The 12,356-nt window shown below is 62.6% G+C and carries 10 protein-coding genes; all 10 read left to right on the top strand.

Going from position 1 to position 12,356, the window contains the following annotated elements:
- Positions 1-55: 55 nt before the first annotated feature.
- Positions 56-1,501 carry a cytosine permease gene (locus DBR46_RS06075; RefSeq protein ID WP_124525415.1) on the top strand — a complete coding sequence of 482 codons (1,446 nt, stop codon included), beginning with the start codon at positions 56-58 and terminating at the stop codon, positions 1,499-1,501.
- A 69-nt stretch (positions 1,502-1,570) separates the two neighbouring features.
- Entirely contained in the window at positions 1,571-2,536 is a 966-nt protein-coding gene (locus DBR46_RS06080; RefSeq protein ID WP_124525416.1) for an ABC transporter substrate-binding protein, read from the top strand.
- A 72-nt stretch (positions 2,537-2,608) separates the two neighbouring features.
- Complete coding sequence (locus DBR46_RS06085; protein WP_028615386.1) at positions 2,609-3,460, top strand: proline/glycine betaine ABC transporter permease; 852 nt, start codon at positions 2,609-2,611, stop codon at positions 3,458-3,460.
- Positions 3,457-4,281 (top strand): glycine betaine/L-proline ABC transporter ATP-binding protein, encoded by an 825-nt coding sequence (locus DBR46_RS06090; protein WP_124525417.1) that lies wholly within the window; start codon positions 3,457-3,459, stop codon positions 4,279-4,281. The genes DBR46_RS06085 and DBR46_RS06090 overlap by 4 nt, the downstream gene beginning before the upstream one ends.
- 206 nt (positions 4,282-4,487) lie before the next feature.
- Positions 4,488-5,996 carry a histidine ammonia-lyase gene (gene hutH, locus DBR46_RS06095; protein WP_124525418.1) on the top strand — a complete coding sequence of 503 codons (1,509 nt, stop codon included), beginning with the start codon at positions 4,488-4,490 and terminating at the stop codon, positions 5,994-5,996.
- A 33-nt stretch (positions 5,997-6,029) separates the two neighbouring features.
- Positions 6,030-7,562: a histidine ammonia-lyase gene (gene hutH / locus DBR46_RS06100; RefSeq protein WP_124525419.1), complete on the top strand. Its 1,533-nt coding sequence runs from the start codon at positions 6,030-6,032 to the stop codon at positions 7,560-7,562.
- A gap of 174 nt (positions 7,563-7,736) precedes the next feature.
- Positions 7,737-9,143 (top strand): amino acid permease, encoded by a 1,407-nt coding sequence (locus tag DBR46_RS06105; protein ID WP_124525420.1) that lies wholly within the window; start codon positions 7,737-7,739, stop codon positions 9,141-9,143.
- 15 nt (positions 9,144-9,158) lie between these two features.
- Complete coding sequence (gene hutI, locus DBR46_RS06110; RefSeq protein WP_124525421.1) at positions 9,159-10,364, top strand: imidazolonepropionase; 1,206 nt, start codon at positions 9,159-9,161, stop codon at positions 10,362-10,364.
- Positions 10,365-10,375: 11 nt separating this feature from the next.
- Positions 10,376-11,176, top strand: coding sequence for an N-formylglutamate deformylase (gene hutG, locus DBR46_RS06115; protein ID WP_124525422.1), 801 nt, complete (start codon positions 10,376-10,378; stop codon positions 11,174-11,176).
- A 198-nt stretch (positions 11,177-11,374) separates the two neighbouring features.
- A complete protein-coding gene (locus tag DBR46_RS06120) occupies positions 11,375-12,310 on the top strand; it encodes a choline ABC transporter substrate-binding protein (RefSeq protein WP_124525423.1) in 936 nt (311 codons plus the stop codon).
- Positions 12,311-12,356 lie beyond the last annotated feature (46 nt).

Consider the following 12,356-nt stretch of genomic DNA (forward strand, 5'->3'; position numbering starts at 1 on the left):
TCCCACATTTGATCTGCGCTGATCTAGATAACAATCCACCAGAGGTTGAACCGACATGGCTGCAAATGACACCACCCCGTTGATCGAGAAACGTTCGATCGACTACATCCCGGAAGCGGAAAGACACGGTCGTCTATTTAGCCAGTTCACCCTGTGGATGGGCGCCAACCTGCAAATCACCGCGATTGTCACCGGGGCCTTGGCCGTGGTGTTGGGCGGTGATGTGTTCTGGTCGTTGATCGGTCTGTTCATCGGCCAGCTGCTGGGCGGTGGGGTCATGGCGTTGCATGCGGCGCAAGGGCCCAAGTTGGGCCTGCCGCAGATGATCTCCAGCCGGGTGCAGTTTGGTGTGTATGGCGCGGCGATTCCGATCGTGCTGGTGTGCCTGATGTACCTCGGGTTCACCGCGACGGGCACGGTGTTGTCCGGCCAGGCGCTAGGCCAGTTGTTTGGTGTCAGCGACAGTGTTGGCATCCTGATTTTCGCCAGTGTCATTGTGCTGGTGACGGTGCTCGGTTACCGGGTGATCCACTTCATCGGCCGCGTCGCCAGCGTCATTGGGGTGATTGCCTTTGTGTACCTGTTCAGCCGTCTGATGAGCCAGACCGACGTGGGTGCGCTCCTGCAAATCCGTCACTTCAGCTGGAGCAGTTTCCTGCTGGCGGTGTCGCTGGCGGCGTCCTGGCAGATCGCATTCGGCCCGTACGTGGCGGACTACTCGCGCTACTTGCCGAGCAGCACGTCGTCAGTGAAAACCTTCCTCGCGGCAGGCGCGGGTTCGGTGATCGGTGCCCAGGTGGCGATGGTGCTCGGCGTGTTTGCCGCGGCCATGTCCAACGGGCAATTCGCCGGTCATGAGGTGGCCTACATCGTCGGTTTGAGCGGTACGGGTGCTACGGCTGCGTTGCTGTACTTCAGCATCGCGTTTGGCAAGGTGACCATCTCTACGCTGAACTCCTACGGCAGCTTCATGTGCATCGCCACCATCGTCAGCGGTTTTCGCGGGCGTATGGAAGTCACGCGCATGCAGCGCCTGGTGTTCGTGCTGGCGATTGTCGGTACGGCGACCCTGATCGCGTTGCTCGGCCAGCACTCGTTCCTCGGTGCGTTCAAGTCGTTCATCTTGTTCCTGCTGGCGTTTTTCACGCCCTGGAGCGCGATCAACCTGGTGGACTACTACTGCATCACCCGCGACCGCTATGACGTGCCGGCGCTGGCCGATCCGAACGGTCGTTATGGCCGCTGGAACCTGCTGGGTATCAGCGTCTATGTGTTCGGTGTGTTGGTGCAGTTGCCGTTCATCTCCACCAAGTTCTACACCGGCCCTTTGGTGGCCGCCCTGGGCGATGTGGATATTTCCTGGATCATCGGCCTGGTACTGCCCGCCGCCCTGTACTACGTGTGTGCGAAAAAATGGCACGGCAGCGTGCCCGCTCAACTGATCCTGCCAACAGAGCAGGGCGCTGTACCAACAACAACCGGGCTGGCGGCACAAGCCTGATGGGACGTGGACAGGGCAGGATGCCTACTGACTGCCGTAATCCATTTCAAGATTGGGAGCGTCACAACAATGAAAATGCATAAAACCCTGATGGCTACCTTGCTTTCTGCAGGTTTGCTGGCCAGCGCTGGCGCTCAGGCGGCCGGCTGGTGCGAGTCCGGCAAACCGGTGAAATTCGCCGGCCTGAACTGGGAAAGCGGCATGTTGCTTACCGACATCCTGCAAACCGTGCTGGAAAAAGGCTACGACTGCAAAACCGATAGCCTGCCAGGCAATTCCATCACCATGGAAAACGCCCTGAGCAGCAATGACATCCAGGTGTTCGCCGAAGAATGGGTAGGCCGCAGCGAAGTCTGGAACAAGGCCGAGAAGGCCGGCAAAGTCGTCGGCGTTGGTGCGCCGGTGGTGGGTGCCATCGAAGGCTGGTACGTGCCGCGCTATGTGATCGAGGGCGATGCCAAACGCAAGCTGGAAGCCAAGGCGCCGGACCTGAAAACCATCGCCGACCTGGCCAAGTACGCCGCCGTGTTCAAGGACCAGGAAGAACCGTCCAAAGGCCGTTTCTACAACTGCCCGGCCGGTTGGACCTGTGAGCTGGACAACAGCGAAATGCTCAAGAGCTACGGCCTGGAAAGTTCCTACACCAACTTCCGCCCAGGCACCGGCCCGGCGCTGGATGCGGCGGTATTGTCGAGCTACAAGCGTGGCGAGCCGATCCTGTTCTACTACTGGTCGCCAACGCCGCTGATGGGCCAGGTCGATCTGGTCAAGCTGGAAGAAAAAGCCGGTGTGGATAAGAGCGTGACCATCAAGGTCGGCCTGTCCAAGACCTTCCACGAGCAAGCCCCGGAACTGGTGGCCGTGCTGGAAAAGGTCAACCTGCCGATCGACCTGCTGAACCAGAACCTGGGTCGCATGGCCAAGGAGCGAATTGAGTCGCCAAAACTGGCGAAAATTTTCCTCAAGGAACATCCTGAAGTCTGGCACGCATGGGTGAGCGACGACGCAGCCAAGAAAATCGACGCGGCCTTGTAGGTCAAGTGTGCCCGGCTACCCTGAGGGGTCGGCCGGGCGCCTGGCCACAACCCATTGGATCGAGAGCACGATATGTTTCCTGAGAGTTTTACGTTTTCCATCGCCGACTGGGTCAACGGTTGGGTGGACTCACTGGTCACCAACTACGGTGATGTGTTCCGGCACATTTCCGACACCCTGTTGTGGGCCATCGTTAACCTGGAAGGGCTGCTGCGCGCGGCGCCCTGGTGGCTGATGCTGGCCATCGTCGGCGGCGTCGCCTGGCACGCCACCCGCAAGGTGGTGACCACGGCGGTGATCGTCGGTTTGCTGTTCCTGGTGGGCGCGGTTGGCCTGTGGGACAAGCTGATGCAGACGCTGGCCTTGATGATGGTCGCCACGGTGATCTCGGTGCTGATCGGCATCCCGCTGGGCATCCTCTCGGCGCGCAGCAATCGCCTGCGTTCGGTGCTGATGCCGCTGCTGGACATCATGCAAACCATGCCGAGCTTCGTGTACCTGATCCCGGTGCTGATGCTGTTTGGCCTAGGCAAGGTCCCGGCGATTTTCGCCACGGTGATCTACGCCGCGCCGCCACTGATTCGCCTGACCGACCTGGGCATTCGCCAGGTGGACGGCGAAGTCATGGAAGCCATCAACGCCTTTGGTGCCAACCGCTGGCAGCAACTGTTCGGCGTGCAACTGCCGCTGGCGCTGCCAAGCATCATGGCCGGCATCAACCAGACGACCATGATGGCGCTGTCGATGGTGGTGATCGCCTCGATGATCGGTGCCCGCGGCTTGGGTGAAGACGTGTTGGTCGGCATCCAGACCCTCAACGTCGGGCGCGGCCTTGAGGCCGGCTTGGCGATCGTGATTCTCGCAGTGGTCATCGACCGCATTACCCAGGCCTATGGTCGTCCACGGCATGAGGCGAGCAAATGACTACTGTCAGCAAAATCGAAGTCAAAAACGTCTTCAAGATCTTCGGCGCCCGTTCCAAGGAAGCGCTGTCGCTGATCGGCCAGGGCAAGACCAAGGACCAGGTGCTGGCCGAGACCGGCTGTGTGGTCGGCGTGAACGACCTGTCCCTGAGCATCGGCACCGGTGAGATCTTTGTGATCATGGGCCTGTCGGGCTCCGGCAAGTCCACCCTGGTGCGCCACTTCAACCGCCTGATCGACCCCACCAGCGGCGCGATCCTGGTGGACGGCGAAGACATCCTGCAACTGGACATGGAAGCCCTGCGCCAATTCCGTCGGCACAAGATCAGCATGGTGTTCCAGAGCTTCGGCCTGTTGCCCCACAAGAGCGTGCTCGACAACGTCGCCTACGGCCTGAAAGTGCGCGGCGAAAGCAAGCAGGTGTGCGCCGAACGCGCGCTGCACTGGATCGAAACCGTGGGCCTCAAAGGCTACGAAAACAAATACCCGCACCAGCTCTCCGGTGGCATGCGCCAGCGCGTTGGCCTGGCCCGGGCATTGGCGGCTGACACCGACATCATCCTCATGGACGAAGCGTTCAGCGCCCTCGACCCGCTGATCCGCGCCGAGATGCAGGACCAGTTGCTGGAGCTGCAAAAGACCCTGCACAAGACCATCGTGTTCATCACCCACGACCTTGATGAAGCGGTGCGGATCGGCAACCGCATTGCGATCCTCAAGGACGGCAAGCTGATCCAGGTCGGCACGCCCCGCGAGATCCTGCATTCGCCGGCGGATGAGTATGTGGACCGGTTTGTTCAGCGGCGGGCGGCGGTGGTCTGAGCCAAAAGGTGTGGTGCGGCTGCTGGCCCTTTCGCGAGCAAGCCAGCTCCCACATTTGGAATGCATTCCCCTGTGGGAGCTGGCTTGCCTGCGATGAGGCCAGTGAAGCTGCACCAAAATTGAAGAAGGTATGAATCCCCCTGTGGGAGCGGGCTTGCTCGCGAAGAGGCCGGCAAAGCTACGCAAGAATTAACGAAGGTATGAAGATGTCCCAGCCAACCAAAATCATCATCGCCAACACCCCATTACGTTGGCAGGACGTGGTCGCCGTCGCTCGTCACGGCGCGGTCCTCGAGCTCTCGGGCCAAGCCTGGGCCCGCATCGACAATGCCCAGGCCATCGTGCAACGCATCGTCACCAGCGGCGAACGCGCCTACGGCGTGAACACCGGCCTGGGCGCGTTGTGCAATGTCTCGCTCAAGGGCGAGCAACTCAGCCAGCTGTCGCGCAACACCCTGCTGAGCCACGCCTGTGGCGTCGGCCCGGTGCTCAGCGACGAACAGACCCGCGCCATCATCTGCGCCGCTGTCATCAACTACAGCCACGGCAAATCCGGCCTGCACCCGCAGGTGGTGCATGCGTTGCTGGCGCTGCTCAACCACGGCATCACGCCGCAAGTACCGTCCCAGGGCTCGGTGGGTTACCTGACCCACATGGCCCACGTCGGCGTGGCCTTGTTGGGTGTGGGCAATGTGAGCTATCGCGGTCGGATCGTTACGGCGCAAGAGGCATTGAGTGCCGAAGGTTTGCAGCCGGTGGTGCTCGGCGCCAAGGACGGCCTGTGCCTGGTCAACGGCACGCCGTGCATGACCGGCCTGAGCTGCCTGGCCCTGGCCGATGCGCACCCTTTGCTGCAATGGGCCGACGTGATCGGCGCCATGAGTTTCGAGGCCCAGCGCGGCCAGATCGATGCGTTTGACGAAGAAATCATCGCCCTCAAGCCGCACCCGGGCATGCAGCACGTCGGTATCAACCTGCGTGCGCTGCTGGACGGCAGTGAAGTGATCGCCAGCAGCAAAGGCATCCGCACCCAGGATGCGTTGAGCATCCGCTCGATCCCGCAGATCCACGGTGCGGCCCGCGACCAGGTGGAACACGCCACGCGCCAGATCGAGACCGAACTCAACAGCGCCACCGACAACCCGCTGCTGCTCGGCACGCCGGACAGCTACCGCGTGGTGTCCCAGGCCAACCCGCACGGGCAATCGGTTGCCCTGGCGGCGGACCTGCTCGCCATCGCCATGGCCGAGATCGGCTCGGTGGCCGAACGCCGCCTGGACCGCTTGATCAACCCGCATGTCAGCGGCTTGCCGGCGTTCCTCGTCAGCAACCCCGGGGTCAACTCCGGGATGATGATCGTGCAGTACGTCGCCGCGTCCCTGTGTGGGCAAAACCGCCAACTGGCGCAACCGGCGGTGCTCGACAACTTCGTCACTTCGGGCCTGCAGGAAGACCACCTGAGCATGGGCACCAACGCCGCGCTCAAGCTGCACCAGGTGTTGGCCAACGTCACGCAGATCCTCGCCATCGAGTATTTGCTGGCGGCCCAGGCGTTCGAATTCCTGAAGGACCAGCGTTTCGGCGCCGGCACCGACCGCGCCTGGCGCTTGTTGCGCGAAGTGGTCCCCGCCTACGAACAAGACCGCTGGCTGGCGCCGGACATTGCCGCCGCCGCCCAGTTGCTCAAAGACACCGCGTTACCCAATTTGCACTGATCGTCAAAAGAACAATTCAAAAGGAGTAGGAATGTGACTGCGCTAAATCTGATTCCAGGCCAACTGAGCCTTGCCCAACTGCGGGCTATCTACCAGCAGCCGGTGACACTCAGTCTGGATGACAGCGCCACGGCGCAGATCGAAGCCAGTGTGGCCTGCGTGGAGCAAATTCTCGCCGAGAACCGCACCGCCTACGGCATCAACACCGGTTTCGGCCTGCTGGCCTCGACCCGCATCGCCAGTGAAGACCTGGAAAACCTCCAGCGTTCCCTGGTGCTGTCCCACGCCGCCGGCGTCGGCGAGCCCATCAGCGATGCGCTGGTGCGGCTGGTCATGGTGCTCAAGGTCAACAGCCTCAGCCGTGGTTTCTCCGGGATTCGTCGGCAGGTGATCGACGCGTTGATCGCGCTGATCAATGCCGAGGTGTACCCGCACATTCCGCTGAAAGGTTCGGTGGGTGCCTCCGGTGACTTGGCGCCGTTGGCGCATATGTCCCTGGTGCTGCTGGGCGAAGGCAAGGCGCGCTACAAGGGCGAATGGCTGGAAGCCACCGAGGCGCTGAAAGTCGCCGGCCTGACGCCGCTGACCCTCGCCGCCAAAGAAGGCCTGGCGCTGCTCAACGGCACCCAGGTCTCCACCGCCTACGCCTTGCGCGGCCTGTTTGAAGGTGAAGACCTGTTCGCCGGTGCCCTGGCGTGCGGCGCGCTCACCGTGGAAGCGGTGCTCGGTTCGCGCTCGCCATTCGACGCGCGTATTCACGCCGCTCGCGGCCAGCGCGGGCAGATCGACGCCGCCGCGGCCTATCGCGACCTGCTCGGCGAAAGCAGCCAGGTGTCGCAGTCGCACCAGAACTGCGACAAGGTACAAGACCCGTACTCCCTGCGTTGCCAGCCGCAAGTCATGGGCGCCTGCCTGACCCAGTTCCGCCAGGCTGCGGAAGTGCTGGTGGTCGAAGCCAACGCCGTGTCGGATAACCCGCTGGTATTTGCCGCCGAAGGCGACGTGATCTCCGGCGGTAACTTCCACGCCGAACCGGTGGCCATGGCCGCTGACAACATGGCCCTGGCCATCGCTGAAATCGGCTCCCTCAGCGAGCGCCGTATCTCGTTGATGATGGACAAACACATGTCCCAACTGCCGCCGTTCCTGGTGGGCAATGGCGGGGTCAACTCCGGTTTCATGATCGCCCAGGTGACCGCTGCCGCGCTCGCCAGCGAGAACAAGGCGCTGGCCCACCCCCATAGCGTGGACAGCCTGCCAACCTCCGCCAACCAGGAAGACCATGTGTCGATGGCCCCGGCGGCGGGCAAGCGCCTGTGGGAAATGGCCGAGAACACCCGTGGCGTGTTGGCGGTCGAGTGGCTTGCGGCCTGCCAGGGCCTGGACCTGCGTGAAGGCCTGAAAACCTCGTCGAAGTTGGAAAAGGCCCGCGGCATCCTGCGCGACAAAGTGGCGTTCTATGAGAAGGACCGTTTCTTCGCCCCGGACATCAACGCCGCCAGCGAGTTGCTTGCCAGCCGCTGCCTGAATGAACTGGTGCCGGCCAAATTGCTGCCGAGCCTGTAAACCAAAGGGCACTGAGTACTTTCTGTGGCGAGGGAGCTTGCTCCCGCTGGGCGGCGTAGCGGCCCCAAAAATCTGGGGAGCGCTGCGCACTCCAGCGGGAGCAAGCTCCCTCGCCACAGAGGTCCATTGCCTGGCTTTGAATTTTCTCAGGATAAAAATAATTAGGGACGAGAAATGCATCAGGAACAAGGTTTGAAACGCGGGCTAAGCGCCCGCCATATTCGCTTCATGGCACTGGGGTCGGCGATCGGCACCGGGCTTTTCTACGGCTCCGCCTCGGCCATCCAGATGGCCGGCCCCGCCGTGCTGCTGGCGTACCTGATCGGCGGCGCCGCAGTGTTCATGGTGATGCGCGCCCTTGGCGAGATGGCCGTGCACAACCCGGTGTCTGGCTCGTTCGGCCAGTACGCCAGCACCTACCTGGGCCCTATGGCCGGCTTTATCCTCGGCTGGACCTACGCGTTTGAAATGATCATCGTCTGCCTCGCCGACGTCACCGCGTTTGGCATCTACATGGGCTTCTGGTTTCCCGAAGTGGCGCGCTGGGTCTGGGTGCTGGGCATTGTGTTTTTGATCGGCGGCCTGAACCTGTGCAACGTCAAAGTGTTTGGCGAGATGGAGTTCTGGCTGTCGCTGCTCAAGGTCGGCGCCATTGTCGCGATGATCCTCGGCGGCTTCGGCATCATGCTGTTTGGTATCCACACGGCCGGTGAAACCCAGGCCAGCGGCCTCAGCAACCTGTGGGCCCACGGCGGCTTCATGCCCAACGGCATCGGCGGCCTGATCGCCTCGTTTGCCGTGGTGATGTTTGCTTTCGGCGGTATCGAGATCATCGGCATCACCGCCGGTGAAGCCAAGGACCCGCAACGCGTGATCCCCAAGGCGATCAACGCCGTGCCGCTGCGCATCCTGCTGTTCTACGTGCTGACCCTGTTTGTGCTGATGGCCATCTACCCGTGGCCGCAGATCGGCAGCCAGGGCAGCCCGTTCGTGCAGATCTTCAGCAACCTCGGCATCGGCTCGGCGGCGACCATCCTCAATATCGTGGTGATCTCGGCGGCCGTCTCGGCGATCAACAGCGATATCTTCGGCGCCGGCCGCATGATGTACGGCCTGGCCCAGCAAGGGCAGGCGCCCAAAGGCTTTGCGCAACTGTCCAAACAGGGCGTGCCGTGGATGACCGTGGTGGTGATGGCCGCCGCGCTGCTGGGCGGCGTGGTGCTCAACTACCTGATCCCGGAAAACGTATTCCTGCTGATCGCCTCGATTGCCACCTTCGCCACCGTGTGGGTGTGGCTGATGATCCTGTTTACCCAGGTCGCCATGCGCCGCTCGATGACCCGCGAGCAGGTGGCCGAGCTGAAATTCCCGGTACCGTTCTGGCCCTATGCGCCGGCGGCGGCCATCGTGTTCATGCTGTTTGTGTTTGGTGTGCTGGGTTACTTCCCGGACACCCAGGCGGCCTTGCTGGTCGGCGCCGTGTGGATCGTGCTGCTGGTGCTGGCCTACCTGCTGTGGGTCAAGCCCGCTGCCGGGCAAGCGGCCAAGGTCCATTACGACCCGGCTTTGTCTCATCGTTAATTTAGGGAGGCGTTGATGAAAACGCTTTGGCAACACTGCCACGTCGCAACCATGGCGGGCGGCAAGTATTCGATCATCGAGGATGCTGCCCTGGTCACCGCAGGTCAGCTCATCGAGTGGATCGGCCCCTTGGCCGAACTGCCCCAGGGTGACTATGCGCAGGTTCATGACCTGCAAGGCGCGTGGGTCACCCCCGGGCTGATCGACTGCCACACCCACACGGTGTTCGGTGGCAATCGCAGTGGCGAATTCGAGCAGCGCCTGGAAGGCGTGAGCTATGCCGACATCGCGGCCAAGGGCGGCGGGATTGCCAGCACCGTGCGCGCCACCCGCGCGGCGAGCGAAGATGAACTGTTCGAAAGCGCCCACAAACGCCTGCGCAGTTTGCTGCGCGACGGCGTGACCACGGTGGAGATCAAGTCCGGTTATGGCCTGGACCTGGCCAACGAACGCAAGATGCTGCGCGTGGCCCGTCGCCTGGGTGAAGCGCTGCCGGTCAGCGTGCGCGCCACATGCCTGGCCGCTCATGCGTTGCCGCCGGAGTACAAGGACCGCGCCGACGATTACATCGAACACATCTGCCAAGAGATGCTGCCAGCCCTGGCAGCCGAAGGGCTGGTGGACGCGGTGGACGCGTTCTGCGAATACCTGGCGTTTTCTACCGAGCAGGTCGAGCGCGTGTTCAAGGTCGCCCAGCACTTGGGCCTGCCGGTGAAACTGCACGCCGAGCAACTCTCGTCGCTGCACGGCTCCAGCCTGGCGGCGCGGTATCACGCGTTGTCGGCGGACCACCTGGAGTTCATGACCGAAGCAGACGCCATCGCCATGGCCGCCTCCGGCACCGTCGCCGTGTTGCTGCCGGGGGCGTTCTACTTCCTGCGCGAAACCCAGCTGCCGCCAATGGACGCCCTGCGCAAGCACGGCGTGAAGATCGCCATCGCCAGCGACCTCAACCCCGGCACCTCGCCGGCGTTGTCGGTGCGCCTGATGCTGAACATGGCCTGCACCTTGTTCCGCATGACCCCGGAAGAAGCCCTGGCCGGTGCCACGCAACATGCTGCGACGGCGCTGGGCATGGGCGACACCCACGGCTCCCTGGAAGTGGGCAAGGTCGCGGATTTTGTCGCCTGGCAGATTGATCGTCCCGCCGACCTGGCCTACTGGCTGGGCGGCGAACTGGATAAACGCGTCGTGCGCCACGGCGTCGATGTCACCGTCTGAGGAGTAGGGTTGTGGATAAGGTTCTGAACTTCAAACAAGGCCGGGTGCCGCTGCTGATCAGCATGCCCCACGCGGGTCTGCGCCTGACGCCTGCGGTCGAGGCCGGGTTGATCCCCGAGGCACAAAGCCTGCCGGACACCGACTGGCATATCCCCACGTTGTATGACTTTGCCGAGGCGCTGGGTGCCAGCACTTTGTCAGCCGAATACTCACGGTTTGTGATCGACCTGAACCGGCCATCCGACGACAAGCCGCTGTATGTCGGCGCCACCACCGGGCTGTATCCGGCCACGTTGTTCGACGGCGTGCCGTTGTTCCGTGAGGGGCTGGAGCCGAACGAGACAGAACGCGCCAGTTACTTGCAGAAGATTTGGGGCCCGTATCACCGCACGCTGCAGGAGGAACTGGCACGGCTCAAGGCCGAGTTCGGCTACGCGTTGCTGTTTGATGCGCACTCGATCCGCTCGGTGATCCCGCACCTGTTCGACGGCAAGCTGCCGGACTTCAACCTCGGCACCTTCAATGGCGCTGCCTGTGATCCCGAGTTGGCCAGCCAACTGGAAGCCATCTGCGCCGGGCATACGCAGTACAGCCATGTGTTGAACGGGCGCTTCAAGGGCGGGCATATCACCCGCCATTACGGCAACCCTGCGCAGGATATTCATGCGGTGCAGCTGGAGTTGTGCCAGAGCACCTATATGGAAGAGGTTGAGCCGTTTCGTTATCGGGCGGATCTGGCTGAGCCGACGCGGGTGGTGTTGAAGCAGTTGTTGGAAGGGGTGTTGGCCTGGGGGCAGAAGCGTTACGGCTGAAATCGCTTTCGCGAGCAAGCCCGCTCCCACAGTTGACTGCATTCCAGAGTTGGAACTCGGTCAAGTGTGGGAGCTGGCTTGCCTGCGATGACGGCCCCACAGTCGCCCCAGTGCAACTGCCGGTCGCCCCAGTTCGTGTTCACCCCGGCCCCACTGGTTAAGGTTGTTGAATAACAACAGCCGAGTGAGACCGCCCCCATGCAAAAAACCTTGTTGAGCCTCATCGGCGCCGCACTGTTCAGTGCACACGCCATGGCCGCCGAACCCGCTTCCTGCAAAAGCATCCGCATGGGTGTGGTCAGTTGGACCGACGTGGTCGCCACCTCCGGCATGGCCGACGTGCTGCTCAATGGCCTGGGCTACGACAGCAAGCAGACCAGCGCCGTGCAGCAGATCATCTTTGCCGGCATCCGCGACAAGCGCTTGGACATCTTCCTCGGCTACTGGAAACCGGCGATGGACAACAACATCGCGCCGTTCCTCGCCGCCAAACAGGTCAAGGTCTTTGATAAACCCAGCCTCGCCGATGCCCAGGCGACCCTGGCCGTGCCGCAATACGTGGCCGACGCGGGCTTGAAAACCTTTGCCGATATTGCTCGCTTCAAGGACAAGCTGGGCGGCAAGCTCTACGGCATCGAGCCCGGCAGCGGCGCGAACACCGATATCCAGAAAATGATCGACACCAACCGCTTCGGCCTTGGCGGCTTCAAGCTGGTGGCCTCCGGTGAGGCGGGCATGCTGGCGGCAGTGCAGCGTGCGGTGAACCGCAAGGAGTTCGTGGTATTTGTCGGTTGGACCCCGCACCCGATGAACATCAATATGAAAATGGCCTACCTCACCGGCAGTGAGGACGTGTTCGGCCCCGACGAAGGTCGCGCCACGGTGTCCACCGTCACCGCGCCGGACTTCGCCGAGCGCTGCCCCAATGCCAACCGCCTGCTGGAAAACCTCACCTACACGGCCGCCCAGGAGAGCCAGTTGATGGTGCCGATCATGGAACGCCAGTCGCCGCAGGATGTGGCCAGGCAGTGGTTGCGCGACCATCCCGAGGATTTGCAGCGCTGGCTGGCGGGAGTGACGGCGTTTGATGGCAAGGATGGCGTGGCGGCTGTACAGGCTAGCCTCAAACCCTGAAACACCACCTACCAATGTGGGAGCGGGCTTGCTCGCGAATGCGGAG

The sequence above is a fragment of the Pseudomonas sp. KBW05 genome, from assembly GCF_003852405.1.
GTDB lineage: Bacteria > Pseudomonadota > Gammaproteobacteria > Pseudomonadales > Pseudomonadaceae > Aquipseudomonas.